The organism is Actinopolymorpha rutila (assembly GCF_013407855.1).
In the GTDB taxonomy this organism is placed as follows: Bacteria; Actinomycetota; Actinomycetes; order Propionibacteriales; family Actinopolymorphaceae; genus Actinopolymorpha; species Actinopolymorpha rutila.
Genome location: NZ_JACBZH010000001.1, coordinates 6,258,346 through 6,284,343, shown reverse-complemented (window position 1 = coordinate 6,284,343; position 25,998 = coordinate 6,258,346). Strand labels below are relative to the sequence as shown.

General features: G+C 71.9%; 25 protein-coding genes, 2 tRNA genes and 1 other RNA gene. 18 read left to right on the top strand and 10 right to left on the bottom strand.

Annotation, left to right across the window (positions count from 1 at the left end):
* Positions 1 to 103: 103 nt before the first annotated feature.
* A complete protein-coding gene (locus F4554_RS28240) occupies positions 104 to 877 on the bottom strand; it encodes a dienelactone hydrolase family protein (protein WP_179790588.1) in 774 nt (257 codons plus the stop codon).
* 89 nt (positions 878 to 966) lie between these two features.
* On the opposite strand from F4554_RS28240, the gene F4554_RS28235 reads away from it, so the two are divergent.
* Genes F4554_RS28235 through F4554_RS28225 form a run of 3 tightly spaced genes read left to right on the top strand, consistent with a single transcriptional unit; the run spans position 967 to position 3,790 of the window.
* The gene (locus tag F4554_RS28235) at positions 967 to 2,091 is read left to right on the top strand and encodes an NAD(P) transhydrogenase subunit alpha (RefSeq protein WP_179790586.1); all 1,125 of its coding nucleotides are present in this window, start codon (positions 967 to 969) and stop codon (positions 2,089 to 2,091) included.
* Positions 2,092 to 2,412 (top strand): proton-translocating transhydrogenase family protein, encoded by a 321-nt coding sequence (locus tag F4554_RS28230; RefSeq protein ID WP_179790584.1) that lies wholly within the window; start codon positions 2,092 to 2,094, stop codon positions 2,410 to 2,412.
* A complete protein-coding gene (locus F4554_RS28225) occupies positions 2,405 to 3,790 on the top strand; it encodes an NAD(P)(+) transhydrogenase (Re/Si-specific) subunit beta (protein WP_179790582.1) in 1,386 nt (461 codons plus the stop codon). Before F4554_RS28230 ends, F4554_RS28225 begins: the two co-directional genes overlap by 8 nt.
* Before the next feature lie 101 nt (positions 3,791 to 3,891).
* Here F4554_RS28225 and F4554_RS28220 read toward each other — a convergent pair whose 3' ends face one another.
* Both F4554_RS28220 and F4554_RS28215 read right to left on the bottom strand, forming a co-directional pair.
* A complete protein-coding gene (locus F4554_RS28220) occupies positions 3,892 to 5,769 on the bottom strand; it encodes a DUF222 domain-containing protein (RefSeq protein WP_179790580.1) in 1,878 nt (625 codons plus the stop codon).
* A gap of 177 nt (positions 5,770 to 5,946) precedes the next feature.
* Positions 5,947 to 6,501 (bottom strand): cysteine hydrolase family protein, encoded by a 555-nt coding sequence (locus F4554_RS28215; protein WP_179790578.1) that lies wholly within the window; start codon positions 6,499 to 6,501, stop codon positions 5,947 to 5,949.
* A gap of 155 nt (positions 6,502 to 6,656) precedes the next feature.
* Between F4554_RS28215 and F4554_RS28210 the strand changes: the two genes are divergently transcribed.
* Complete coding sequence (locus tag F4554_RS28210; protein WP_179790577.1) at positions 6,657 to 7,688, top strand: ATP-binding cassette domain-containing protein; 1,032 nt, start codon at positions 6,657 to 6,659, stop codon at positions 7,686 to 7,688.
* Entirely contained in the window at positions 7,685 to 8,446 is a 762-nt protein-coding gene (locus F4554_RS28205; RefSeq protein ID WP_179790575.1) for an ABC transporter permease, read from the top strand. The genes F4554_RS28210 and F4554_RS28205 overlap by 4 nt, the downstream gene beginning before the upstream one ends.
* Positions 8,447 to 8,476: 30 nt before the next feature.
* Here the strand turns inward: F4554_RS28205 and F4554_RS28200 are convergent, their stop codons facing one another.
* On the bottom strand, positions 8,477 to 10,003 hold the full coding sequence (locus tag F4554_RS28200) for a glycosyltransferase family 2 protein (protein WP_179790573.1): 1,527 nt from the start codon (positions 10,001 to 10,003) through the stop codon (positions 8,477 to 8,479).
* A 183-nt stretch (positions 10,004 to 10,186) separates the two neighbouring features.
* Positions 10,187 to 10,837 (bottom strand): uracil phosphoribosyltransferase, encoded by a 651-nt coding sequence (gene upp / locus F4554_RS28195; RefSeq protein ID WP_179790571.1) that lies wholly within the window; start codon positions 10,835 to 10,837, stop codon positions 10,187 to 10,189.
* Between the two features lie 307 nt (positions 10,838 to 11,144).
* On the opposite strand from upp, the gene F4554_RS28190 reads away from it, so the two are divergent.
* The 6 genes from F4554_RS28190 to F4554_RS28165 all read left to right on the top strand — a co-directional run bounded on the left by F4554_RS28190 (position 11,145) and on the right by F4554_RS28165 (position 15,134).
* Complete coding sequence (locus F4554_RS28190; protein WP_179790569.1) at positions 11,145 to 11,549, top strand: hypothetical protein; 405 nt, start codon at positions 11,145 to 11,147, stop codon at positions 11,547 to 11,549.
* A gap of 155 nt (positions 11,550 to 11,704) precedes the next feature.
* Positions 11,705 to 12,199: a tRNA adenosine deaminase-associated protein gene (locus F4554_RS28185; protein WP_179790567.1), complete on the top strand. Its 495-nt coding sequence runs from the start codon at positions 11,705 to 11,707 to the stop codon at positions 12,197 to 12,199.
* Between the two features lie 104 nt (positions 12,200 to 12,303).
* Positions 12,304 to 12,870 (top strand): tRNA adenosine deaminase-associated protein, encoded by a 567-nt coding sequence (locus tag F4554_RS28180; RefSeq protein WP_179790565.1) that lies wholly within the window; start codon positions 12,304 to 12,306, stop codon positions 12,868 to 12,870.
* Between the two features lie 65 nt (positions 12,871 to 12,935).
* Positions 12,936 to 13,373, top strand: coding sequence for a tRNA adenosine(34) deaminase TadA (gene tadA, locus F4554_RS28175; RefSeq protein ID WP_179790563.1), 438 nt, complete (start codon positions 12,936 to 12,938; stop codon positions 13,371 to 13,373).
* Positions 13,374 to 13,407: 34 nt separating this feature from the next.
* Positions 13,408 to 13,492: transfer RNA gene (locus tag F4554_RS28170), tRNA-Ser, on the top strand.
* A gap of 109 nt (positions 13,493 to 13,601) precedes the next feature.
* Positions 13,602 to 15,134 (top strand): potassium/proton antiporter, encoded by a 1,533-nt coding sequence (locus tag F4554_RS28165; protein WP_179791822.1) that lies wholly within the window; start codon positions 13,602 to 13,604, stop codon positions 15,132 to 15,134.
* Positions 15,135 to 15,180: 46 nt separating this feature from the next.
* Here F4554_RS28165 and F4554_RS28160 read toward each other — a convergent pair whose 3' ends face one another.
* On the bottom strand, positions 15,181 to 15,753 hold the full coding sequence (locus tag F4554_RS28160) for a LytR C-terminal domain-containing protein (RefSeq protein ID WP_179790562.1): 573 nt from the start codon (positions 15,751 to 15,753) through the stop codon (positions 15,181 to 15,183).
* A 29-nt stretch (positions 15,754 to 15,782) separates the two neighbouring features.
* A complete protein-coding gene (locus F4554_RS28155) occupies positions 15,783 to 16,079 on the bottom strand; it encodes a type II toxin-antitoxin system VapB family antitoxin (RefSeq protein WP_092652259.1) in 297 nt (98 codons plus the stop codon).
* A 236-nt stretch (positions 16,080 to 16,315) separates the two neighbouring features.
* On the opposite strand from F4554_RS28155, the gene dhaK reads away from it, so the two are divergent.
* From dhaK to ptsP, 3 genes are read left to right on the top strand one after another with little or no spacing between them, the layout of a single operon-like run.
* Positions 16,316 to 17,317, top strand: coding sequence for a dihydroxyacetone kinase subunit DhaK (gene dhaK / locus F4554_RS28150; RefSeq protein ID WP_179790560.1), 1,002 nt, complete (start codon positions 16,316 to 16,318; stop codon positions 17,315 to 17,317).
* Positions 17,318 to 17,323: 6 nt separating this feature from the next.
* A complete protein-coding gene (gene dhaL, locus F4554_RS28145; RefSeq protein WP_202889491.1) occupies positions 17,324 to 17,977 on the top strand; it encodes a dihydroxyacetone kinase subunit DhaL in 654 nt (217 codons plus the stop codon).
* Positions 17,978 to 17,979: 2 nt separating this feature from the next.
* Positions 17,980 to 20,436 carry a phosphoenolpyruvate--protein phosphotransferase gene (ptsP, locus tag F4554_RS28140; protein WP_179790558.1) on the top strand — a complete coding sequence of 819 codons (2,457 nt, stop codon included), beginning with the start codon at positions 17,980 to 17,982 and terminating at the stop codon, positions 20,434 to 20,436.
* A gap of 34 nt (positions 20,437 to 20,470) precedes the next feature.
* On the opposite strand, the gene F4554_RS28135 is transcribed toward ptsP, so the two are convergent.
* Entirely contained in the window at positions 20,471 to 21,730 is a 1,260-nt protein-coding gene (locus tag F4554_RS28135; RefSeq protein ID WP_238341427.1) for a PrsW family intramembrane metalloprotease, read from the bottom strand.
* A gap of 335 nt (positions 21,731 to 22,065) precedes the next feature.
* Between F4554_RS28135 and F4554_RS28130 the strand changes: the two genes are divergently transcribed.
* Both F4554_RS28130 and F4554_RS28125 read left to right on the top strand, forming a co-directional pair.
* A complete protein-coding gene (locus F4554_RS28130) occupies positions 22,066 to 22,572 on the top strand; it encodes an SRPBCC family protein (protein ID WP_179790556.1) in 507 nt (168 codons plus the stop codon).
* Between the two features lie 43 nt (positions 22,573 to 22,615).
* Positions 22,616 to 22,954 carry a YciI family protein gene (locus tag F4554_RS28125; protein WP_179790555.1) on the top strand — a complete coding sequence of 113 codons (339 nt, stop codon included), beginning with the start codon at positions 22,616 to 22,618 and terminating at the stop codon, positions 22,952 to 22,954.
* A 13-nt stretch (positions 22,955 to 22,967) separates the two neighbouring features.
* Here the strand turns inward: F4554_RS28125 and F4554_RS28120 are convergent, their stop codons facing one another.
* Entirely contained in the window at positions 22,968 to 23,984 is a 1,017-nt protein-coding gene (locus F4554_RS28120) for an ArsR/SmtB family transcription factor (RefSeq protein WP_179790553.1), read from the bottom strand.
* Between the two features lie 129 nt (positions 23,985 to 24,113).
* On the opposite strand from F4554_RS28120, the gene F4554_RS28115 reads away from it, so the two are divergent.
* Positions 24,114 to 25,328, top strand: a complete 1,215-nt coding sequence (locus tag F4554_RS28115; RefSeq protein WP_179790551.1) for an MFS transporter — start codon at positions 24,114 to 24,116, stop codon at positions 25,326 to 25,328.
* 286 nt (positions 25,329 to 25,614) lie between these two features.
* On the opposite strand, the gene F4554_RS28110 is transcribed toward F4554_RS28115, so the two are convergent.
* Positions 25,615 to 25,703: transfer RNA gene (locus F4554_RS28110), tRNA-Ser, on the bottom strand.
* A 162-nt stretch (positions 25,704 to 25,865) separates the two neighbouring features.
* Here F4554_RS28110 and ffs point away from each other — a divergent pair.
* Positions 25,866 to 25,962, top strand: an RNA gene (gene ffs / locus F4554_RS28105) — signal recognition particle sRNA small type.
* Positions 25,963 to 25,998 lie beyond the last annotated feature (36 nt).

Below are 25,998 nucleotides of genomic sequence, written 5' to 3'. Positions count from 1 at the left end.
CGCGACCGGCCCGGCCACCCGCGGGCCACCCACCACCGGCTTCGCTGACCGGCTCGGCCGACCCGACCCGGCGGGTCGGGCTCGGCGGGTCGGCCTCTGCGCGTCAGGCGGGCCGGGGGCCGGAGCGGATGGCGATGAACTCCCGTACCTGGGTCCACGCATCGGCGCACTCGGCCGCGTAGTCGTCGAAGCTGCGGTCGAAGAAGCTGTGCGGCGCGCCCGGGTAGGTGTGCAGCGTGTGCTCGACCCCGGCGGACTCCAGCGCGGCCCGGAACTCCTCGACCTTCTCCGGCGGGATGCTCTGGTCCGCGCCGCCGAACAGGCCGAGCACCGGCGTGTTGTACCGCGCGGCCTCGCTGATCGGCGTCGGGCCGCCTTCCACCCGCTGGCGCATGCCGCCGTAGAAGCCGACCACGCCGGCGAGGTCGGTGCGTGACGCGGCGAGGAAGGAGTACGACCCGCCGAAGCAGAAGCCGACGGTGAAGACCGAGGTCACCCGGCCACGGGCCCGCAGCCGGTCCACCGCGGCGCCGACGTCGGCCGCGACCGATTCCGGTGTGGTGCGGGCGACGTGGGAGCGGAAGTCGAAGTCGTCACCGCGCGCGTGTGGCGGTTCTTCGGCCGTACGACCGAAGTAGTCGATGGCGACGGCGTCGATGCCCACACCGGCGAAGCGTTCGGCGAGGTTCTCGTAGAACCCGAACAGACCGCGCACGTCCGGCATCACCACCACACCGGCACCACTGGATGCGGGCGCGTCCGCCTCGTACGCGCCGAACGTGGCGCCGTCGGCGGCGGTCAGGGTGATGCGGGAGCCGGCGACGGGCTCGGCGCCACCGGGTGGGTCGGGAGGCAGGGCATCCGCGGCGAAGCACATGGGGCGCTCCTTTCGTCGGTGAGGTACCGCTGTCCGGGCACGGCTCCGAACCTACCTCCGCGTCCGGGGGTGCCGTATGGTGGCCGCCCGTGAGGATAGCCGTACTTCGGGAACGCAGGACCGGCGAACGCCGCGTCGCGCTGCTGCCGGAGCAGCTTCCCCGGCTGCTGGCGGCGGGCGTCGAGGTGTCGGTGGAGTCCGGTGCCGGCAACGAGGCGGGCGCCACCGACGACGACTACCGCGCGGTGGGCGCGCAGGTGAGCGAGGAGGTGCTCACCGGTGCCGACATCGTGGTGTCGGTGCAGCCGATCAACCTCAGCACCGCCCGCCAGCTCGGCGAGGGTGTGGTGACAGTGTCGTTCCTGCCGACGGCGGAGGAGGGTCCGCTCGTCCGCCGGCTGCGGGAGCGCCGCATCACGTCGTTCTCGATGGACCTCGTGCCGCGCACCGCCCGCGCGCAGCCGATGGACGCGTTGTCGTCGCAGTCGATGGTCGCGGGCTACCGCGGTGCGATCGTGGCCGCCGAACGTCTGCAGCGGTTCTTCCCGTTGTTCATGACGGCGGCCGGCACGGTGCGGCCGGCGACCGTACTGGTGCTCGGCGCCGGGGTGGCCGGGCTCCAGGCGATCGCCACAGTGCGCCGGCTCGGTGCGGTGGTGGAGGCCTACGACGTACGCGAGAGTTCGGCGGAGGAGGTGGCGAGCGTCGGCGCGAAGTTCGTGCAGCTCGGCCTGCCGCCGCTCGCGGGCGCCGGAGGTTACGCGCGGGAGATGACCGAGGAACGCGCCACCCGGCAGCGCGAGCTGCTCGCCCCGCACGTCGCCGCCGCCGACGTGCTGATCACCACCGCGGCAGTGCCCGGCCGGACCGCGCCGGTGCTGGTCACCACCGACATGGTCGCAGCGATGCGCGCGGGTTCGGTGGTGGTCGACCTGGCCGCCGACCAGGGCGGCAACGTCGAGGGCAGCATTCCCGGGCACGAGGTGATGGTCGAGGGCGTGCTGGTCTGGGGCGGTTCGAACGTGGCCAGTCAGCTGCCGCGGCCGGCCAGCGAACTCTACGGACACAACGTCGTCAACGTGCTGTTGCTGATGGTGCGGGTCGGTGTCCTGCATCTCGACTTCGGTGATGACATCCTGTCCGCCACCTGTGTGACCCACGCGGGTGAGGTGGTCCACCGGCCGACACTCGAACTCCTCGGGGAGGTGGGGTAGGTGACCGAGGGAGTCGCTCTGCTGACCGTCTTCGTGCTCAGCGCGTTCACGGGGTACGAGGTCATCTCGAAGGTGTCCACGACGTTGCACACGCCGTTGATGTCGGGTGCGAACGCGATCCACGGCGTGATCCTGATCGGGGCGATCCTGGTGACCGGCCGGGCCCGCGACACCGTGGAGCTCTGGGTCGGACTGGTGGCGGTGTTCCTCGCGACGCTGAACCTCGTGGGCGGTTTCGTGGTGACCGACCGAATGCTGGAGATGTTCCGTGCCAGGACTACTGCCAGGACTCCTGCCAGGACCCCCAGACGTCATGGCTGACCCCACGACGACGCCCGTGTGGGCGCAGCTCGGCTATCTCGTCGCGGCGGTGTGCTTCATCCTCGCCCTGCGCGGACTGGCCGCACCGCGCACGTCGCGGATCGGCAACCTCGTCGGTGCCGCCGGCGCGGTGCTCGCGGTGGCCCTGACGTTCGCCGCCGTACGCCCTGCCCATCTTCTCCCGATCCTGGTCGCCATCGCCCTCGGCGCCGTGGTGGGCGCGGTCGCCGCCCGCCGGGTGGTGATGACGGCGATGCCGCAACTGGTGGCGTTGTTCAACGGTGTCGGCGGTGCGTCGGCCGCCCTGGTGGCGCTGCTCGAACTCGGCGAGATCGCCGACGCGGGAGTGGGCGTCCGGATCGCGGTGGCGTTCACGGTGCTGGTCGGCGCGGTGAGCTTCGCGGGTTCGCTGGTGACGTTCGGCAAGCTGCAGGACTGGGTGCCCGGCCGGCCGATCGTCGTACCCCACACGCGGCTGGTCTACGGCGGCGTCCTGGTCCTGACCCTTGCCGCGGCGGTGACCACCGTCCTGCTCGGGTCGGTGGTGTTCGGGATCGTGCTGGCGGTGCTGTCGCTCGGCGTGGGTGTGCTGCTGGTGCTGCCGGTCGGCGGCGCGGACGTCCCGATCGTCGTGTCGCTGCTGAACGCCTTCACCGGTCTCTCGGTGGCCGCGAGTGGTTATCTGCTGGGCAACGCGTTGTTGCTGGTGGCGGGCACCCTGGTCGGTGCGGCCGGCTCGTTGCTGACCAGGCTGATGGCCCAGGCGATGGGCCGCAGTGTGACGACGATCCTGTTCGGTGGGCTCGCCGGGCCGTCGACGCAGGGGGCGACGGAGGAGAGTTCCCGGCCGGTGAAGTCGGCCGGTGCCGGGGATATCGCGGTGATGCTGGGGTACGCGCGCCGGGTGGTGCTGATCCCTGGGTACGGGCTGGCCGTCGCGCAGGCACAGCATGTGCTGCGCGAACTCGCCGAGGCACTGGCCGCGCGCGACGTGGAGGTCGTGTACGCCATCCACCCGGTAGCCGGCCGGATGCCGGGCCACATGAACGTGCTGCTCGCCGAGGCCGACGTGCCGTACGAGCAGTTGGTGGAGATGGCCGACGTCAACCCGGAGTTTCGGGCCACCGACGTGGCGCTCGTGGTCGGTGCGAACGATGTGGTGAACCCATCCGCACGTGAGCCGTTCGGCTCGCCCATCGCGGGCATGCCGATCCTGAACGCCGACGAGGCCAAGGCAGTGGTCTTCCTCAAGCGGTCGATGAGACCGGGGTTCGCCGGGATCGAGAACCCCCTGCTGCACGACCCGAAGACGACCGTGCTGTTCGGTGACGCCAAGGAGTCGTTGACGAGGCTGGTCGCCGCGCTCCGCTCGGTGTGAGGGCGGGCCCTGGGCAGGAGTGACCTGCTCAGGGGTGACCGGGGAGGGTGTGGCCAGGGCGGGTGTGACGTGCCCGGGTGGCACTCTCCGGCCCGAGGTCCTCATGGCCGGCGTACTTTCTGCTGCGGGTCCACCCACTCGGGCGGGATGTACTCGGGGTGGCCGTGGTCGCCCATGCGGACTGTCCAGCCTTTGTGGTGGACGAACGTGTGGTGGGTCTTGCAGAGCAGCACTCCGTTGGCGAGGTTGGTGGGGCCGAAGTGGTCCCACGGGTTCATGTGGTGGGCGACGCAGCGGCGTTCGGGGACCTGGCAGTCGGGGAAGTGGCAGTGGGACCCGTCGCGGATGGCGAGTGCTCGGCGTTGGGGTTCGGTGAAGAACCGGTCGGCCATCCCGATGTCGAGGATTTCGCCGTTGCCGCCGAGGACGACGGGGATGATGTTGGCGTCGCAGGCCATCCTGCGGATGGTGGCGACTGAGAGCGGTTCTCCTCGGAGGCCGAGGATCCAGGCCGACCCACCACCGCCACACTTCTGGCAGCCGTCGTGGGGGTCGATGGGGCCGGTGTGGTCGATGGCAGCCTCCGGCCCCGCCGCACTCTCCTCGGGTTCGGCGTCTACCTCCGGATCTGCTTCACCTGTTGGATCCGCTCCGGTCTCGGTATGTGGTTGTGGGTGGTGCTCGGGTTCTCGGGGTTCGGGTATCCGGTCGGCGACCCCACCCGGATCGCCCGGCGGTTTCTCCTTGTCTGGTTGAGCTTCCCGCGTAGCCGCCCTGCACTCGGCGCCGGCCGTACCCAGGTCACCGGTCGGGGCTGGTCTGGTGGTCTCGCCGGAGTCAGTCCTTGCTTCCGGGTCGACGACACCGCCACCAGTCCCGGCTTCGCGCTCGGTGTCGCCGGGGACCTTGCCGTGCTCGTTCCTGGTGGTCTTCGACCTTGTGGGCTTGGTGCCCGTGGTGCTGCCGGTGTCGTTGGTGCTCGTGTTCTGCTGTCGGGTCTTGCGCTGGGCTTGGCGTTTGGCGTCGGGGGTTTGGCAGTTGCAGGGCATGGGGCGGACGGGGTTGAGGTCGTCGATGGTGCCGAACCCGGTGCCGTTCATCAGTTGCTGCAGTCCGATCAGCACGGTGACGCAGTCGCGTCCGCGTCCTCTGTTGGGGGATGCCTGCTGCTGCGCCCACTGGGCGAGGAGTTCGGCGAAGGCGTCCCCGCACTTTTGGTCCAGGGGGCGTTCGTCGGGGTCGGGGCGGGTGTCGGAGGCGATCAGCGCCTCGACCATCTTCCGCAGGGCTTCCATCTCCACCACCGGCAGCTTGATCACCACGGTTTCCGACCCCGGAATCCCGTTGGCCAGGTAGCGCAGGGACCGTTTGCGTTCGGCGGCACGTTCGGCGTCGCCGAGCTCCTTCCCGAGCCGGCGTTCCCACTCTTGTGGTGCGAGGTACTGCAGCAACGCCCGGCCCAGCAGGCGTATGTCGTCGGGGTTACGTCGCTTGGACCAGGTGATCAGGTATTCCTCGGCCTTCATCCGCTGTTCGGGACCGATCCAGGTGGGCAGGTCCTTGACCGCGAACGCGATCACCTGGGCGTGCTTGAACGACAGTTCTCCCCGCGCCAACGCGCGGGCTGTCAGGGTGACCGTGCGGTCCAGGTCCCGGGCCAGGCCGACGGTGGCGGAGGCCTCGGTCTTCGACATCCGCTGCGCGGTACGCAACCACGCCGCGGTGGTCGCCGCACCCGTGGTCTTCCCGATGTCGCCGGCTTCGGCCTGGCGGACCCAGGCCAGGGTGAGCGCGTCGGTCCGTGCCTTCTCCGCCTCCAGTTCACCGATCAGCGCCCCCAGCTCACCGACCTCCACCCACGTGGTCGGCGTCGACAAAGCCTCCTCCACCCCGGCGCGGATCGTGGCCAGCGCAGCCCTCAACCGGCCGACGGCTCCACTGCCACCGGTGCCGGGAAGGTCCTGCGTCGTCGAATGCATGTTCGAAGCCTAGAGGCCGCCGCGGCTGCGAGATCCGTTGTCCACAAGGAGATCTGATGTGCAACTGATCCGCTACCTGTGGACAAAAACGTGGTTCCCAGGTACCTGTCAACCGCAGGTTGCGGGGACGCGGGCTCGGCCGACAGCGACGAGTAGAGCGGTGGTGCGTGGAGACGGTCAGCCGAAGTCCACGGAATCGGTGGTGACCGTTCCTGCCTCCCGGCCGGGAGCGGTGTGGTTTGCCCAGTAGAGGTTCGTGTGGTCGATGACCTTGTCGGGCGTGGGCGCGCCCCACTCGGACAGGTCCTCGGTGGTGTGGGCGTCACCGACCAGCGTCACGTCGTACCCCCGAACGATTCCTCCATGGAGCGTGGAGCGGATGCACTCGTCGGTCTGCGCGCCGGCGACGACGAGGCGTCCGATACGGCGCTCGGCGAGGACCGCCTCGAGGTCGGTGTCCTCGAACGAGTCGGGATACCGCTTGTGCACAACGGGTTCGGAGTCCTTCTGGGTGAGCTCGGGGACGTACCGCCAGCCGTCGCTGCCCACCGGCAGGTTGTCGGCGGAGGAGTGCTGCACCCACACCACGGGGACGTTCTCGGACCTGGCCCGGTCCACGAGCGCGGCGATGTTGGCGACAACGGCGTCGCGGTTGTGGGCGCCTGCGACGACGTCGTTCTGCACGTCGATCACCAGCAGTGCGGTGTGCGGACGGTCGCTCAGGGTGGTCATGGCGCGCTCCTCGGCAGGCAGCGGTGGTTCGGGTGCGCTCACGGTATTCCCATTCACCGACAAGCGACACCGCACCGGCGGACCCTACGAAAGTCGCACGCGATGGCAACCGAACGCCGTGGTGCGAGCCGTCGCGCCGTACCCAGACTGAGCGGGTGACCAACGAGACCCGTACCGCCCCCGACGGGAACGCCGTCGTGGTGGCGGACCTCCACAAGAGCTACGGCCCCGTCCGTGCCGTACGCGGTGTGAGCTTCACGGTCCGGCACGGAGAGATCTTCGCCCTGCTCGGACCCAACGGCGCCGGCAAGTCGACCAGCCTCGAGATCCTCGAGGGTTTCCGTACCCGCGACTCGGGCCACGTCGAGGTGCTCGGCATCGACCCCGGCGACCGGTCGGGAGAACGGGAGCTACGTGAGCGGATCGGCCTTGTGCTGCAGGACATCGCGGTGGAGCCGCACCTCACGGTACGCGAGACGATCGCGCGCGACGCGGGCTACTATCGCGCTCCCCGCGACGTGGACGAGGTGATCGGCCTGGTCGGCCTCACCGAGCAGCGGCGCCGGAAGGTCCGCTCGCTGTCCGGTGGCCAGAAGCGCCGGTTGGACCTCGCGCTGGGCATGATCGGCAACCCGAGCCTGCTGTTCCTCGACGAACCCACGACGGGCTTCGACCCCGCCGCCCGGCAGGGCGCCTGGGAGCTCGTACGCCGGTTGCGCGCGGCCGGAACGACCATCGTGCTCACCACCCACTACATGGAGGAGGCGCAGGAACTCGCCGACCGGGTGGCGGTGATCGCCGGCGGCCGGATCATCTCCGAGGGGACGCCCACCACGCTCGGCGGCCGCGACAACGCCCGGGCGCGGGTCCGGTTCGCCCTGCCCGGCGGTTGGACGCTCGACGGGATACCGGTGGCGGCGGGGGAGTCAGTGGCCGGCCCGGACCGCGGCGGCTTGGTGACCGTGGAGACCGCGGAGCCGACCGGGACGCTGCACCGGCTCACCGGTTGGGCGCTCGGCGCGGGTGCCGTACTCGAGGGCCTCACCGTCGAACGCCCCAGCCTGGAGGACGTCTACCTACGCCTCACGGGCGCGGCGGGCGAGCGCCCATCCGACCCCGACTCGCGCGAAGCCGACTCGCTCGAAGCCGACTCGTCCAAGACCGTCCTGGAGAGGAGCTCCCGATGAGCCGCGACCTCGCGCTGCTGTGGCACCAGATCCGCTACGAGCAGTTGACGTTCTGGCGCAACCCGCAGAGCGCGTTCTTCACGTTCGCCTTTCCCGTACTGATCATCACCGTGTTCGGCCTGCTGTTCGGCGGCATCGGCCCGAGCGACTACTTCTTCGGGCTCACGGCCCTGCAGTACTACGTGGGCACCATCGCGGCGACCTCCGTCCTCGGCGCGTGCTACAGCCAGCTCGCGATCGTGTTGTCGACGCGCCGGCAGAACGGCCTGCTCAAACGGGTCCGGGCCACTCCGCTGCCGAGCGGGACGTACTTCCTCGGCCTGCTGGCGCACTGCGTCCTGGTGAGCGTCGTGGACGTCCTGCTCATCCTCGGCATCGGCCGGGTCTTCGGCGTGCCGCTGCCCGGCCCCTCCCAGTGGCCGGCGCTGGCGGTGACACTCGTGCTCGGTGCGGCCGGTTTCTGCGCGCTGGGCGTCGGGGTGGCCTCGCTGATCCGCAACGCCGAAGCCGCGCCCGCGGTCGTGCAGTTCGTCCTCTTCCCGCTGGTGTTCGTGTCCGGCACGTACATGCCGATCCACGCGGACGTGGTCAACCGGGTCGCGGACTTCCTGCCGGTACGGCCGTTCAACCAGGCGTTGCTCGGAGCGTTCGGCCACGGCGGGTTCGCCTGGACCAGCCTCGGCGTACTGGCCGCGTGGGGTGTCGCCGGGGCGCTGGTCGCCGTCCGGCGGTTCCGCTGGGACCCCCGCCCGGAGTGAGGTCGGCCCTACGCCAGGACCTGCCGGGACTCAGATCGCGGCGACCCGCACGCTGAGGTTGCCCAGCGTGGTCCAGTGCGGCTCGACCAGCGTTCCCGTACCCACGACGTGGCTGGAGCAGGGCGGTTCGGTCTGGTAGAGGCTCGGCCGGGCGATCCGCCGCTGCACGTCCCAGCCACAGCTGTCCGCGCGCACGAAGCAGTCCCACAGCCCGTCCTCCAGCGGGCGGCCGGCCTTCGCGACGCGCGGGTCGAGCCGGGCCGTGCCGCGCAGCACGACCTGCTCGGTCTCGTCGGCGGTGTCGGGCACCAGGTGGCTGGTCGTCGGCAGCCGGTAGTCGCCGGAGTCGTTGCGGTTCTGTACGTACACGTCCAGCCGGCTGCGGCTGATCGCGGCCGTCACGTCGTAGGCGTCCTCGGGTACGTCGACCCGCAGCGGCACCGGCGGCTGCCACAGCAACCGGCCGCCCAACCGGTGGAAGGTCACCGGGCGCCCGTCGGCGTAGGTCAACCGGCCGCTGACCCGGATCAGCAGGTGGTCGCCGTCCCAGTCGACGCGTTCCAGGGTTGGCACCACGGTCAGCTCGCGTTCGGCGCGGGCCAGCCGGGCGATGTCGGCGTACGCCCCGGCGCGCAGCAGTCCCGCCCGGACCCGCATCGACAGCGGCAGCCAGGTCTCCACGGCCGGGCCGAACCGCTCCGCGGCCAGCTTGCCGACCTCGCGGTAGAGGAGGTGCTGGCGGTACCGCACCGGCAGTCCGCCGAACGTCCGGGCGCCCAGCAGGCGGAGCATCTCCGCGTCGTACCACTGCGCGTAGATCTGGTCGCGTTCGTCGCCGGGAGCGGTGTGGCTGTCCACGACGTCGAGCACTCCGCGCAGGGCGCGGTAGTAAGCCCGCGGGTCGAACCGGCGGGCGGCCTGCTCGCGTTCGGGCCGGCGGATCCAGTGGCAGCACACCTCGTCGGCGAGCACGCTGATCACCTTCGCCCGGAAGTACGCCTGCGCGACGAAAAGCTGGTCGCCCAGCCTGGCCGCGCCCTCGGCGAACCTCAGGTGGTGCTCGGCCAGGAACGCCGACCGGAACAGCATGTGCGGTGTCAGCAGCCCGAACAGCTGGTCCTCCACGAGGTCGGCCTGGTCCCGGGACGCCCGGAAGACGTGCCGGGAGACCGACCGGCCGCCGTGGCCGACCAGCTTTCCGATCACGATGTCGGCGTTCGTACGGGCGGCCGTGGCGTACATGCGTTCCAGCGCGTTCGGGGTGAGCCGGTCGTCGGGGTCGAGGAAGTAGATGTACTCGCCATGAGCGCGTTCGATCCCGATGTTGCGCGGCCGGCCGGGCCCGCCGGTGTGGGCGGCCATGATGCCGCGCAGCGGCGGATGCAGCCGGTCGAGCTTCTCCAGCCGCTGGGCGGTCCCGTCGTGTGAGCCGTCGTCCACCATGAGGATCTCGTACTCACCGGGCCCCAGGGACTGGCCCAGCAGAGACTCCAGGCTGGCGTCGAGATCGGCTCCCAGGTTGTACACCGGGACGACGACGCTGACCTTCACGCCCATGGGAATCCCCCCATGCCGTCAGCATGGGCCGGACGTCCCGTCGACAAACCTGTGGACCGGTAAGGGACCGGTAACCGTCAGGGTCAGGTCGGTCGGGCAGATGGGTTGGACATTCGGTCGGGCAACTCAGCGCATGGAGTCGGCCAGGGTCGGGCCGGCGGGTCGGACAGCGGGTCGGACAGCTCAGCCGGCGATGCCGTACAGCCGGTCGCCCGCGTCGCCGAGCCCCGGGACGATGAAACCGTGCTCGTTGAGGTGGTCGTCGACCGCGGCGGTGACGATCGTGACGGGGACGCCCTCCGACTCGAGCTCCGCGAGCTCGCGTTCGAGGAAGCGGAGGCCCTCCGGGGCGGCGAGCAGGCACACCGCCGTGATGTGGTCGGCGCCCCGCTCGACCAGGAACCGCACGGAGTCGGCGAGCGTCCCGCCGGTGGCCAGCATCGGGTCGAGCACGTAGCACTGCCGGCCGGACAGGTCCTCGGGGATCCGCTGGGCGTACGTCGAGGCCTTCAGCGTGTTCTCGTCGCGGACCATGCCGAGGAAGCCGACCTCGGCGGTGGGCAGCAGCCGCACCATGCCCTCCAGCATCCCGAGGCCGGCGCGCAGGATCGGCACGACCAGCGGCTTGGGCGCCGCCAGCTTGATGCCTTCCGCCTCGGCGACCGGGGTGGTCACGGTGACCGGCTCGGTCCGGACGTGCCGGGTGGCCTCGTACGCGAGCAGCGTGACCAGCTCGTCGGTGAGCAGCCGGAACGTCGGGGAGTCGGTACCGGCGTCTCGCAGCACGGTGAGTTTGTGCGCGATCAGAGGGTGGTCGGCGACGTGGATCCGCATGGGCGTGACCCTAGGCCATCGCGGCGCGGAGCCGGAGCCTGCGGTGGGAGCGGTGGTGGGCCCTGCGGTGGGAGCGGTGGTGGAGCCGAACCCGCACCGTGAACACGTCCTCTCGGAGAGCCAGCGATCCGCCCCGAGGGCGCGCCTGGCACGTAAAAAGTGCAACTCTGCCTGAAAAAACCGGTCATAGACATTGCTCCGGTCCCGGGACAAGGTCCACCTTTAGTGAGGCATGTCTGGGGTCGCCCAAACCCGGCTGGTGGCCCCTTCGTCACAACGGGGATCGTCTGGATCGGCGGTCAGGGTCATGAGCGCAGCACAGAGACGGCAGTCGGACTCGCCAGCTCTCCACGCGTCGGCGACAGGCGCGGTCCGCGGCGGTTGGGTCACACCTCTCACGCAGGCCACGAGCCCTCCCGGCGACCCCGGAGCGCGTCCCACCGGCTCAGCTCCTGGTCCAGGTACCGGCTCGACTGCCGGCCGTACCCCCGACCACGCCACCGGTGCCTCCGCCACTTCCCCCGCTGCCGCCTCCGCCACCTCCTCCGCTGCCTCCGAGGCGGCGGACCCGCGCCCCCTGACCGAACGCGAGTGGGAACGCCTGCGCCGCCGGGCCGCGCTGCTGCGCGACCTGGCCGAGGCCAAGGACCTGTTCGCCGTCCGGGCCAACCAGCTCCGCCGGCAGCGCAAGGCCCTGCGCCGCGCGCTGTAGCCGTCGTACGTCCGATCGAGGCGTACGTCCGATCAAGGCGTGCGGTCCGGGTTCGGTGGAACTTCGGTGGAAGTTCCGCGAAAAGGTACGGATCGGGCGAACAAAGGGCGGGAAAAGCCGGTGCATTTTCGCGCGGGTCTGCCACGATGCCCTACATGGCCGAGGAGAGCAGCACGGCGATCGACTTCGCGGTGGTCACCTACCTCGAGGAAGGCTGCTGGCGGGCGTCGTCACTGGCGACCACGGCGGCGCGCGACCTCGACACGTTCGTGCGCACGCTGCGCCAGATGCAGGGTGACATCGGCTGCATCGGCTCCGTCTCGGTCGACGACGACTTCTTCATCCTGGTCCGGGTCGTGGGCGACGAGGTGCGCTACCTCCTCTCCGACGTGACCGCGGCGACCGACTGGCCGCTGGCCCGGGAGGTCCTCGACGAGCTGGCGTTGCCGGTTCCCATCGAGGACGACGAGGAGCAGGCACAGCCCGCCGGCGACCTCACCATCGTGGCCGACCTCGGCATGGCCGCGATGGAGATGGGCGCCCTGTGCGACGACCTCGACCTCTACCCCGACGAGATGTTGTCCAAGATCGCCGAGCGCCTCGGGTACGGCCCGGCGTTCCAGCGGGCGGTCGAGGCCTCGGTCGGCTGACCACGCCGACCATGTGCATGTCGGCCGACCCGCACCGTCGTGGATCGCGACCCTTAGGTTTCGATCGCGGACCCCGGCGAAAGACAGGTCCAGACAAGCCGTAGGTGCAGATCGAGAACTCGAAGGAATGGTGCGCGGTGTCGTACTTCGCGGCGGCGTTCGCCCGCAGTGGGGGCGAGTGGGTGGCGAGTGAGACCGACCTCGACGACGTGGAGACCGTGGAGGACGTGGTCGACGCGGTACATCAGGTCGAGTCCGACGACGAGATCGTCCTGGTCTTCGTCGAGGAGGAGAACTGGTTCGGCGTCGTTCGGGTGGAAGGCGACGAGGAACCCAGGGTGTACGTGTCCGACGGGGCCGAGACGTTCCGCTCTCCGGTCGGTGAGGCCCTGGTGAGTGAGCTGGCGGAGGAACACCGGCTCGCCGCCGTGGTCGCAGGCGACGTTGGTGGTGAGGTGCCGGTGCCGGCCACCGACCTCGACGAGGACGAGGACGAGCCGGTCGAGCTGCCGTCCGAACCCATCGGCGAGGCCGGGCTGCTGGACGACCTCGGCATCCGGGCCGAGGACCTCAACCGCCTGGCGGAGGCGATCGGCACGCCCCCCGCGGCGGCGGTGGCGTTCCTGGCCGAACGCCTGGGGTTCGCCGAGGCGCTCGAGGCCGTCCGCTGAGCTCCGGCGGGGAGGGGCCCGGCGGGGAAGGGTCCGGGTGCGAGGGGTCCGGCTGGGAGGACCCGATGCGGGCCGCCCTCGCCGAGGCCGCGCTGGCCCCGGACACCGGTGACGTACCCGTCGGCTGTGTCGTACTCGGCCCCGACGGCGCCGTGATCGGCCGGGGGCGCAACGCGCGGGAGGCGACCGGCGACCCCACCGCCCACGCGGAGATGCTGGCGATCCGGGAGGCGGCCGCCGCGCTGGGTGAGTGGCGGCTTTCCGGCTGCACGCTCGTCGTGACCCTCGAGCCGTGCACGATGTGCGCGGGCGCGCTGGTGCAGGCCCGGGTCGACCAGGTGGTGTTCGGTGCGTACGACGACAAGGCCGGTGCGGTCGGCTCGTTGTGGGACGTCGTACGCGACCGCCGGCTCAACCACCGGCCGCGGGTCGTCGGGGGCGTGCTCGCCGAGGAGTGCGGCGAGGTGCTGCGGCGGTTCTTCGCCGCCCGCCGGGGCGTGTGAGGCGCTTCCCGCCCCGTCCGGTAACCTACCCGGCGGTGGCGTGTCCGAGCGGCCGAAGGAGCACGCCTCGAAAGCGTGTGAGGGGCAACCCTCCGTGGGTTCAAATCCCACCGCCACCGCAGCAGGAGGGCCTGGGCACGAGTACCTGACGTGCCCAGGCCCTTCGGCATTGGCGAAGAATTGGGCCCCACCGGGGTCGACCGGGGGCGGGGGGAGGTGCCGGCGATGATCACAGTCGCCGAGCTCAACGACTTCCTGCTGTACGGCGCCCTGGTCCTGCTGCTGGCGATCCTCGCCGTCCGCGCGTCGGTGCGGTTCGGGTTCCCCAGCCTGCTGATCTACCTCGCGATGGGCGTCGCGCTCGGCGAGGTGGGGCTCGGCATCCGGTTCGACGACGCCCAGCTCGCCCATGCGCTCGGCTTCGCCGCCCTGGTGGTCATCCTCACCGAAGGTGGCCTCACCACCCGATGGGCCGAGGTACGCGGGTCGATGCTGCCCGGGCTCGTCCTCGCCACCGTCGGAATCGCGGTCAGTGTGGTCGTGGTGGCGGTGATCGTGCACGGCACGCTCGGGTTCGGCTGGCGGCTCTCCCTGCTCCTCGGCGCCGTCACCTCGCCCACCGACGCGGCGGCGGTGTTCTCGGTGCTGCGGAAGGTGCCGCTGCCCCGCCGGCTGGCGGGGGTTCTGGAGGCCGAGTCGGGCCTGAACGACGCCCCGACCGTCCTGCTGGTCACCCTGCTCAGCTCCTCCGCCCTGACGCACGAGGGCGTACCCCGCATCGTCGGGCTGATCGCGGGCGAGCTCGCCGGCGGCACGGTGCTCGGCTTCATCATCGGGTGGGGCGGTGCATGGCTGCTGCGGCGGGTGGCGTTGCCGTCGTCGGGCCTGTATCCGCTGGCGGTGGTGTCGTTCGCGGTGCTGGCGTACGCGTTCACGTCGTTCGTGCACTGCAGTGGTTTCGCCGCCGTCTACGTCGCGTCCCTCGTGCTCGGCAATGCCGAACTCCCGCACCGGCCGACCACGCGGTCCTTCGTGGAGGGGCTCGCGTGGCTGGCCCAGATCGGGTTGTTCGTGATGCTCGGACTGCTCGCCTGGCCGAGCCGGCTGGACTGGAGCGACGTCCTGGCCGGCCTGGTCGGCGGGCTGGCGCTGACCTTCGTGGCCCGGCCGCTGTCGGTGGTGGTGTCGTTGCTGCCGTTCCGGCCGCGGATACCCGACCAGGTGTTCCTCGCCTGGGCCGGGTTGCGCGGTGCGGTGCCGATCGTGCTCGCCACCATCCCGCTGGCCGCCGGGCTGGAGCGCGCCGACCGGTTGTTCAACGTGGTCTTCGTCCTGGTCGTGGTGTTCACGCTGGTGCAGGCTCCGACCCTGCCGTGGGTGGGCAAGGTGCTGCGGCTCGGCGGCGAGGACGAGGTGCGCGACCTCGACGTGGAGGCCGCGCCGCTGGAACGCCTGGACGCAGACCTGTTGCAGATCCGGATCCTGCCCCGGTCCCGGCTGGCCAACGTCGAGGTCGGGGAGCTGCGGCTGCCCGAAGGGGCGTCGGTGGCGCTGGTGGTCCGCGAGGGCCGCAGCCTGGTGCCCGGGCTGCGCACGATCCTGAAGGCGGGCGACGACCTGCTCGTGGTCGCTCCGCGGCGGGTACGCGAGGCCACCGAACGCCGGCTGCGGTCGGTGAGCCGTTCGGGCCGGCTGGCGGGCTGGCTGGAAGGCCACCCGTCGACGACGCACCCGCGGATGCGGTGGGTCCGCCGGCCCTGATCCCGGGAGGGTCGGGCCGCGGGGCCGGCAGGTGGCGTGCGGGCCGTCAGCCGGCGACGCCGCCCGGCGTGGGACTCGGCTTCACACAGACCGGCACGGTGGTGGTGACGTCCATGGCCGTCGGCGCCTTGGTGACGAAGCCGTGGAAGTCACTGCCGAGGACCAGGTCGACGCTCGCGTCGGTCCGGTCGTCCACGCTGACCTTCTCCTTGGCGACCTGCGCGGCGACCAGGATGACCTCCGGTGCGTCCTTGGCCCGGCCGCGAACCTCCGCGACCCTCACGGTCGCCTTCTTCGGGTCGTTGGCCACGGTGCCGACAGTGAAGCCGCGCTGGCGGAGGTCGGTCGCCGTACGCTCCGCGAGTCCGCCGATCTTGCTCGCGTTGTAGACGTTCACGATCACCTTGGTGGCCGTGATCCGCTGCTTCTGGCCCGGCGAGGGTGTGCTGCACACGAGGTCCGGCCCGACGCCCGGGATGGCCCTGAGGACCGCGTGCCAGCCGAACCACCCGGCTCCGGCGACGAGGCCGATGAGGACGACCAGGGTGAGGGGACCGCGGATCCTCCGCCTGCGCCGCCGCCGGGCTCTGCGTAGCTCGGCGGTGTCGTCCCATGCCATGTGCGCCCCCTTCCCCGTTCGGGAAATCCTCAGCCCTTGAGCCGAAGCACGCGGGCGTGCAACACCATGCGCTGGTGCAGGGCGGCTCGCAGTGCCCGGTGCAAGCCGTCCTCGAGGTACAGCTCGTTCTGGTATTCGACCACGTGGGCGAAGAGATCTCCGTAGTAGGTGGAGTCCTCCGCGAGGAGGGTGTCCAGATCGAGGGTGCGTTTGGTGGTGACCAACTGGTCCAGCCGGATCGGGCGCGGCGGCAGCTCGGCCCACTCGCGTTGGGTCGTGCCGTGCTCGGGATAGGGGCGTCCGTCGCCGACGCGCTTGAAGATCACGGTTGGGCAGTGTAGTGGCGCTCCCGCGAGTGACCGGGCAGAAGCGCTGGGTGTCTTCACCGTAGGCCGAATCGTTCCCCGGCGCTGCCCCCTGGCCGAGTCAGGGGTCGGCGGCGGAGCGCTCGGGTAGGACCGAACTCGGGAGCCCAAAAACCCGGTGGGACCGAACTCGGTGGGACCGAACCCGGGAGGACCAACAGGGTGACGCCAGGACTGCACGGTGGGAGGGTGCGGGGATGAAGAAGATCATCAACGATCCGGCGAACGTCGTCGCGGAGGCACTGGCCGGCCTGGCCGCCGCGCACGGCGACCTCGTGAGCGTGCATCTGGACCCCGACTACGTGGTGTCGGTGGACGCGCCCCGCCGGGGCAAGGTCGGCGTGGTCTCCGGCGGCGGCAGCGGGCACGAGCCTCTGCACGCCGGCTTCGTGGGGTACGGAATGCTGGATGCGGCCTGCCCCGGGCCGGTGTTCACCTCGCCGACGCCGGACCCGATCCTCGCCGCGACGAAGGCGGTGGACGGCGGTGCGGGCGTACTCCACATCGTGAAGAACTACACCGGCGACGTCCTGAACTTCGAGACCGCCGCAGAACTGGCCGCGGCCGAGGGCGTCGAGGTGGCGGCGGTGGTGATCGACGACGACGTGGCGGTCCGGGACAGCCTCTACACCGCCGGGCGGCGCGGGGTCGGTGGCACGGTCCTCGCGGAGAAGATCGTCGGCGCGGCCGCCCAGCGCGGTGACGACCTGGCCTCGGTGGCTGCGCTGTGCCGCCGGGTCAACGACAACGTGGCCAGCATGGGGATGGCGCTGGACTCGTGCACGGTGCCGCACGCCGGCAAGCCGACGTTCGAGCTCGGGCCGGACGAGATGGAGATCGGCATCGGCATCCACGGCGAGCCCGGCCGGGAACGCGTACCGCTGGAGCCCGCGAACGCGATCGTGGAACGCCTGCTGGCCCCGATCGTGGAGGACATGCCGTTCGAGTCCGGCGACCGGACGCTCCTGTTCGTCAACGGCATGGGCGGCACTCCGCTGATGGAGCTCTACATCGCCTACGCCCACGCCGAGAAGGTCCTGGCCCAGCGCGGCATCGCCGTCGAGCGGCGGCTGGTCGGCAACTACATCACCTCGCTGGAGATGCCGGGCATGTCGATCACCCTGCTGCGCCTGGACGAGGAGATGATCGACCTGTGGGACGCGCCCGTGCACACGCCCGCCCTGCGCTGGGGACGGTGACGCCGCATGCCCTCCGATGACCTGTCGATGACCACGCGGGACCTGCTCCGCGTGGTGGCCGACTACGCGGCCGTGGTGGCGGCCAACCGTACGTACCTGATCGAACTCGACGCCGCCATCGGGGACGCGGACCACGGTGAGAACCTCGACCGCGGCATGAAGGCGGCGGTGGACCGGCTTGCCGAGACCGAGCCCGGTACGCCCGCCGACGTGCTCCAGGCGGTGGCGACCGCGCTGATCTCCAAGGTCGGGGGAGCCGCGGGCCCGTTGTACGGCACGGCGTTCCTGCGTGCCGCCACCAGCGTCAAGGGGCGCGACGAGCTCGGCGCCGCCGACCTCGCGGGTGCCCTGCGGGCCGGCCTGGGCGGCGTGGTGGCGCGCGGCAAGGCCGAGGTGGGCGACAAGACGATGGTCGACGCCTGGGACCCGGCCGTGCAGGCGGCCGAGCGCGTCGTCGCGGCCGGCGGATCCACCCGGGAGGCGCTCGCCGCGGCGGCCGACGCCGCCGAGGAGGGCATGCGGGCCACCATCCCGCTGATCGCCCGCAAGGGCCGGGCGAGCTATCTCGGCGAGCGCAGCGCCGGTCACCAGGATCCCGGCGCCACGTCGTCGGCGCTGTTGTTCCGGGTGTTCGCCGACGTCGCCGACCACTCCGCGTAGGCATGGCGACGCCGGTCGGGCTGGTTCTGGTCGCACACGTGGCCACCCTGGCCGAGGGCGTACGCACCCTCGCCGCCCAGATGGCGCCGGAGGTGGACATCCGCGCGGTCGGCGGTACCGACGACGGCGGGGTGGGCACCAGCTTCGACGCGATCCTGGCGGCGGTGACGTCCGTGCTCGCCGAGGCGGGTCCGGACGAAGGTGCCGGCGTGGTCGTGCTGTACGACCTGGGCAGCGCGCAGCTCACTGCCGAACTCGTCCTGGAGACGCTCGACCCGGACCAGGCGGACCGGGTTCTGCTCGTTGACGCGCCGCTGGTGGAGGGCGCGGTCGCGGCCGCTACCACCGCGGCAGGGGGCGCCGGGCCGGCCGAGGTCGCCGCCGAGGCGCGGGCTGCGTACGCGCCCACCGCCGGGGCGAGCATGGCAGGGATGCCGGAGTCGCCGGAGTCACCGGAGTCGCGGGGGCCGGCGGAGGAGCCTGTCGAGGGCGAGGAACGGGCGCGGACGACGTTGCGTAACCCGGCCGGGTTGCACGCCCGACCGGCGGCGGCGCTGGCGCACCTGGTTCGGGAGTACGACGCGCGGGTCACGGTCGGCCGGCCGGGAAGCCCCGGGGCGGACGCGGCCGGTGTGCTCACGGTGGTCGCCCAGGGCCTGCGGGTGGGCGCGGAGATCGAGGTCGCCGCGACCGGTCCGGACGCCCGGGCAGCCGTGGACGCGGTGCTCGCCCTGGCCGACGCGGGGTTCGGAGAGCTGGACGAAGAGATGTCGGCAGCCGGGCCTCCGGTGCCGCCCGAGCCGTCGGCGCGGGCCGAGCCCGCGGCGTCCGCGGCGCCCGAGCCCGGCACTCTGCGAGGTGTCGGCGCCTCGGCCGGGCTGGTGGTGGCGCCGGCCCGGCATCTGCGACGTACCGAACCCCGGCTGCCGCCGACCGGTGGCACCCACGACCCGATGGCCGAACGCAGGCGGCTGGCCGCCGCCGTCGAGCAGGTGGACGCCGAACTCGGCAGCCGAGCCGCCGGTGGCGGGTCCGGCGCCGACATCGCCGGTGCCCACCAGGCGATGCTCGCCGACCCGGCGCTGCACGCGGGAGCGGAGGCGAAGCTCGACCGGGCCACGCCGGCCGAGGTGGCCTGGTGGCGGTCCGTGCTGGAGGCGCGCGACCTGCTGGCCGGCGGCGCGGACCAGGTGGCCGAACGCGCGGTGGACGTGGAGGACCTCGGCCGCGCGGTGCTCGGCGCGCTGGGCGTGGACGCCCGGCCGTCGGTACGACCGGAGGACGTCTCCGGTGCCGTCGTGGTCGCCGAGGAGGTGTTTCCCTCCGACGTCGCGGCCCTCGGCGAGGCCGGGGTGGCCGGCCTGGCGGTCGCGCGCGGCGGGCGTACGTCCCACGCGGCAATCCTCGCCCGCGGCCTCGACCTGCCGATGGTGGTCCGGCTCGGCCCGGCGGTGCTGGACGTTCGCGACGGTACGCCGGTGGTCCTGGACGCGCGTACCGGGCAGGTGCGGGTCGACCCGCCGGAGTCGGAGCTGTCCGCCGCCCGGCAGGCCGCCCGCGACCTCGCCGCCGACCGGGAGCGGGCCCGCGCGGAGGCCGCGAGCACGGTGGTGCGTGCCGACGGGACGCCGGTGACGGTGAGCGCGAACGTCGGCGGTACGGCCGAGGCGCGCGCCGCGGTGGCCGCCGGTGCGGACGCGGTGGGTCTGCTGCGTACCGAACTCCTCTACGTCGACCGGCCCCGCCTGCCCGGCGAGGACGAGCAGGCCGAGGAACTGGGCGAGGTGCTGGCCGAGCTCGGTGACCGGCGCGCGGTCGTCCGCACCCTGGACGTGGGCGGGGACAAGCTGCTGCCGGCCCTGGACCTCGACCCGTGGCGTCACGGGCCGCTCGGGCTGCGCGGGCTCCGCTACGCCTTCGCGCACCCGGACCTGTTGCGGACCCAGCTGCGGGCGGTGCTGCGCGCGGCGTACGGGCGCGGCGAGGTCTGGCTGATGGCGCCGATGGTGACGACGGCGGCGGAGGCGCGGCGGTTCCGGCTCCTGGTCGAGGAGGCGGCCCGGGAGCTCGCGGCCGAGGGGACGGCGTTCGCCCGGCCGGCGAAGGTCGGGGTGATGGTCGAGGTCCCGGCGGCCGCCCTGGCCGCCGACGAGATCTGCGCCGAGGTCGACTTCGTGAGTGTGGGGAGCAACGACCTCACGCAGTACGTCATGGCCGCTGACCGGACCAACGACGCGGTCGGCGACCTCTACCAGCCCGGCCACGAGGCGGTGTGGCGGCTGCTGGCGACGCTCGTCGACGCCGCGCGAGCGGCCGGTCGGCACGTCGCGGTGTGCGGCGAGCTCGCGGGGGAGCCGGACGCGGCGGTCCGGCTGATTCGGATGGGCGTGGACGAACTCTCGATGACGCCGAGTGCGGTACCCGACGTCAAGGCTGCCCTGCGGGGTCGGCTCGGCTGACGGCCGCTCGCCCGATCGGGTTCAGCTGACGGGCTCAGCTGATCGGTTCGGCCGATCGGTGGGCCGGCGGCGGACCGGTGACCTCCTCGGCGGTCGCCATCGCCCGCGGGTGCAGCACGGCCCGCTCGCGGGCCTCCAGCACCTTGCCGATCAGGTCGTCGCGCCAGTGGTCGGCGTCGTACCCGATCGCGCCGCGCTGGTAGCGGTCGTAGAAGAACGCGAGTTCGGTGACGGCGGTGTGGTAGTCGCGGACGGCCCGGGCAGCCTCGGCGCCCCACCTGCGCTTCACCGCCGAGCGCCATCCGCTGCGTCCGGCCAGGCTGGACAGCAGGCGTACCTCCTCCGGCGAGATCCAGTTGGCGGCGACGAACCGCGGCAGCTGGCTCGCCACGATGCGCTGTTCACGGCGCCGCTGCCAGAGCACCACCATCGCCATCGCGGCGAACACCGGCACCATGAAGAGGGCGTAGACGAGCAGGAAGCCGGGCTGGCTGAGCAGCGACGCCGAGGCGTTCCACAGCGCGTGCAGGCCGACGGCGACGAGGTAACCCGCCAGCGGGTAGACGAACCGGATCGGTCGCCGGCTGCGCACCATGATGCCGACGGCGAGCCCGGTCATCCCGGTGAAGATCGGGTGGGCGAACGGCGACAGCACGCACCGCAGGGCGAACAGCATGATGCCGCCGTGGAGTCCGCCCTCGGCGATCGCGGTGCCGAGATAGAGGATGTTCTCGCTGAACGCGAACCCCACCCCGACCAGGCCCGCGTAGACGATCCCGTCGACGACGCCGTCCACCTCGCGCCGGCGGGTGGCGAGGAGTGCGAACAGGAACGCACCCTTGACCGCCTCCTCCACCAACGGTGCGGTCACCACGGTGCTCACCAGGTCGCCGACCTCGGTGCCGACGGTGCGCGACCAGGCGTAGTTGAGCGCGAAGTTGCTGACCGCCGCGGCGAGCGCCGCCACTCCGGCTCCCCAGAGGAACGCCATCAGCAGCAGCCGACCGGGCTCGGGCTCCCACCGGTCGATCCACAAGAACACCGCGACCACCGGGACGACCGGCAGGAACGCGAAGAAGGTGCCGAGCGCCGCGGGCTCTGGTCCCGCGCCCAGGACGGTGAGCCCGATCAGCGGGGTGACGAGTGCGGCCATCACCACGATGAGGCCGACCGGCGCGAGCACTCTGCGGCGGTTGCGGTGCCGGCCGGCCCAGGGGCGTAACGGCACGAGGGTGCGGCCGCCCGGCAGACCGGGCAGCCCGGACTGAGCGGAGGGGGAAGGGGTCGCGCTCATCCGGAGAGCCTAGATCAGCGCACCCTTGCTCGCTGGTCGGCAGGAGGCGGACCGGCGGGGTTCGCGGGGCCGCTTCCGGGCGTTCGGTTCGTTCCTTCCCGGCCACCCCGGTGCGGCCTCGGTCGCGGAGCGTTGTCGATGTGACCCGGAGTCGCTCGTCAGGTGGTCGACGGCAACCGACAGGGAGCGGACTGGGAGCGGACATGGAGCGGAGAGGGAGTGAGGAGGAACACATGCGGCAACGGGTATCCGGTAAGGAAGCAGTGCGCACGGAATCCGATGTGTCAGACGTACGAGGCGTTCGCGGCGTACGAGACGAACCGGGCGGAGAACTGGTGATCCAGGTACACGGGGCGCGGGTCGACCTGGAGCGGGTCGTGGACGTACCACCGGAACGGATGTGGGACCTGCTCGCCGACGTGACCCGGATCGGGGAGTGGAGCCCGGAGTGCGTCGAGGCGCACTGGCGCGACCCCGGCCGCGGTCCGGTGGCCGGCGCGCGGTTCGCGGCCACGAACCGGTTCGCGCACGGTGGTGTCGGCCGGGTGACCTGTGTGGTCACCGAGGCGACGCGGCCGCGGGTGTTCGCGTGGGTGGTGCTCGACGCCTCCGACGACCCGGACCGGCCGGGTTCGGTCTGGACCTACGAACTGCTGCCGGCGGACGCGCCCGGCCGGACCCGCGTACGGCACACGTTCGTGCACGGTCCGGGAGAGTCCGGCCTCACCGTGGCGGTCCGCGAACACCCCGAGCGCGCCGAGGCCGTCGTCGCCGGCCGGCTGGCCGTGCTGCGCCGGCACATGAGCACCACCCTCGACCGGATGGTCGCCGCCGCCCGGTGAGCGACCGAAGTGAGCGACCGAAGTGAGCGAAGGAGCGACCGAGATGAAGTTCATGATGCTGGTGTGCTGGGCCGAGGGCGAAGAGCGCGGTCCGGAGGAGTCGGCCGCGATGCGGCGGGACTCGATCGCCTGGATGGAGCAGATGGACGCACGCGGGGTGCGGTTGCAGGGCAGCCGGCTGCGGCCGGTCGCCGACGCGAGGACCGTACGGGTCCGCGGCGAGGACGTGCTGGTGGTCGACGGCCCGTTCGCCGAGACCAAGGAACAGATCGCGGGGTACGACCTGCTGGAGTGCGCCGACCTCGACGAGGCGGTCGAGGTCGCCTCCAGGCACCCGGTCGCGAGGTGCGGCGCGATCGAGGTCCGGCCGTACTGGGACTGACAGCGGGGGAGGTTCAGCCTGCGTCGGGGGTCAGCAGCGCGTCGGCCACGGACGTACGGGCGTAGAGGACCGACCGGCCACTGCGATGGGCGGTGACCAGGCCCGCGTCCCGCAAGGCGGTGAGGTGCTGGGAGACCCCGGCGGCGGACATGCCGGCCCGCCGCGCGAGCTCGGTGGTCGAGGACGGGGTGTCGAGCTCGGTCAGGATGCGCGTACGCGATCGCCCCAGAACGCCGGCGACCGCCGCCGCCGACGTCGGGGTCCGCGGCTCCCACAGGTTGCCGACCCCGCGCGCGGGATAGGCGAGCTGCGGCGGCTCGCCGGCCACCGACCGGGTCAGGACGCGCGGCCACACGAACCCCGACGGCACCAGCAGCAGCCCTCCGCCCGCCTGGCCTCGGGTGATCGAGCAGTGCCGGCGGACGAGCCGCAGGGTGCCGTCGTCCCAGCGCACGGAGTCGTGGAGTTCGTCGAGGACGTGGGCGGAGCCGTGCTCGGCGGCCTGCCGGGCCCGGTAGAAGACGTCGGCCTCGAGGAGGTGCCGGATACGGGCCCAGTAGGGCGCGAGGGCGAGTTCCCAGTACGTCTCGATCTCGGCGGCCACCTTCGCGAGCGCCTCCTCGGGCGCGTCGTACAGCAGCCTGGACCGGGCCGACCGGCCGCCGCCCCGCCCGGCTTGCCTGTCCCCGTCCCGGTCGGCCGCCAACATGTCCAGCTCGATCCGCACCTGGTCGGCCGAGGTCGCCCGGATCGTCTCCAGCTCCCCGGACAGGGCGGGGAACGGCGAGGCGGGCGTGGGATTGAGGAAGTCGGCGAGGTAGCCGTTCGGCGGGATCAGCTCGGCCAGCCAGCCGCGGTCGAGTCCGGCGCTCACCAGCCGGGGGCGGACCTGTGCGGCCCAGCGCCGGTGGAGCGGGGGGCCCACCTCGCCCCGGAGCAGCCGGAAGCTGGTGACGACCTCCCACATCGGCGAGACGGCGTACCGGGTCAGCGCCAGGTCCGCGGTGGAGAAGCTGAGCACCGACTCCATGCGTACTCCTCACGTACCTCTTGCCGACCGGTCGGGTCGCTCGTGCCGTCCGGCCCTCTTCGGGGCGGTTGGATTCGGACTGAGCTTAATCAATGGCCCGGCGGATGGGCTTAGCCGCAGGGTCTGGCCATGCTCTCCTCCTTCCGCGGGCTTCCACCCGTCGTCTGGACCGTCTTCGCCGGCACGGTCGTCAACCGGCTCGGCTACCTCGTCACCCCGTTCCTGGTGTTCTTCCTGGCCACCCGCGGCGTCACCGGGACGCACGTCTCCTACGTCCTCGGCGCGCTCGGCGCCGGCAACCTCCTCGGACCTGCGGTCGGCGGACTGCTCGCGGACCGGATCGGCAGGCGTCCGACGATGCTGGCCGGGCTGGTCGCCGCGTCGGTGGGACAGGGAGCGCTCTTCCTCGCTCCCGGCGTGGCCACGATGGCCGCCGCCGCACTGCTGATCAGCGCCGCGGGGTCGATGGTGAGCCCGGCCGCGTACGCGCTGCTGGCCGACGCCGTGGACGCCGAACACCGGCGGCGGGCGTACGCGCTGTTCCAGTGGGGTGTGAACATCGGTACGGCCGTGGCCGGAGTGCTCGGCGGGTTCCTCGCCGCGCGCGGCTACTGGCTGCTGTTCGCGGTCGACGCCGGGAGCATGCTGGTCTTCGCCGCCGTGGTGGCGTTCCGGCTGCGCGAACACCGGCCCGCGGCGGACGCGGGGACGGACGAGGGCGGGGACGCGCCGAAGCGGAAGGACGGCATCGGCTACGGGGTCGTCCTGCGGGACCGGCTCGGACTGGCCCTGCTTCCGCTGTTCGGCGTCCAGTTGTTCGTCTACTCGCTGACCGAGGTGGCGCTGCCGCTCGCCATCCACGACAGCGGCCTGTCCCCGTCGGTCTACGGCGCGATGGCTGCCCTGAACGCGGTGATGGTGGTGTTCCTCCAGCCCGTGGTGACGGCGCGGCTGGCCCGGCTACCGCAGCTTCCGGTGCAGTGCGCCGGCGGTGTCCTGGTCGCCGTCGGTGTGGCGATGACCGGTCTCGCGAACACGGTCGCGGGCTATGCGTTCTCCGTGGTCGTCTGGTCCGTCGGCGAGGTGGTCGTCGCCGGAATCGCCGCGTCGGTCATCGCCAACCTCGCCCCGGCGCACGCGCGCGGTCGCTACCAGGGCGCGTTCGGCTGGGTCTGGGGGACGGCGAGGTTCGGTGCCCTCACCCTGGGCGTCGGGTTGTACTCCGGTCTCGGCCCGGGTGTGCTGTGGTGGACTGCCCTGCTGGCCGGCATCGCCTGCTCGGTGGCGACGCTCGCGTTCCACGGACGGGTCGCCCGGCGGATGGACCATGTCCTCGCCGCCTGAGCGACCTTCCGAGTGTCCGCCGGGTCATTGCCGGAGAACGACGTTCGTGGTGGCGACCCGCCAGCCGCACGCGACCTATGTGCTCACCCGCAGAGACGAGGGTCGATGTCGGCAGCGCGCCACGCCTCACGCAGGTGTTCCATGACCGCCGCGACCTCGGCTGTGCGGTTTTCGGAAGGCATGTCTTCTTGTATCAGCCGGCCTGTGCCAGGCGGCGACGCGAAAAGGTCCCGGCCGGTGAACTCCGGTCCGGGACCTTTCACTGCTGACGCTCGGGTGTCGGCGCTGGCGGAGGATAGGGGATTCGAACCCCTGAGGGATTGCTCCCAACACGCTTTCCAAGCGTGCGCCCTAGGCCAACTAGGCGAATCCTCCGCGCGAGACAGTACCCGCTCGCTGGTCCGCCGGGCCAACCGGGGGCGGGGTGGACAACGGCCGGTTGGGTGCGGTTGTGCCCTCTGAAGAGCCCTGAGTCGCTCTGTCCCGACTTGCCCGGCGGCGGTGAGCGAGGTCGTGCAGGTCTCGCGTAGACTGCTCCGCGGCTCCCCGCGCGGCGGTACCTTGCCCAACTCCCCCAGGGCCGGAAGGCAGCAAGGGTAAGCAAGCTCTACCGGGTGCGCGGGGAGTCCTTTCGTACCACCGCCGCCCTCGACGTGCCTCGCGTCGTGAC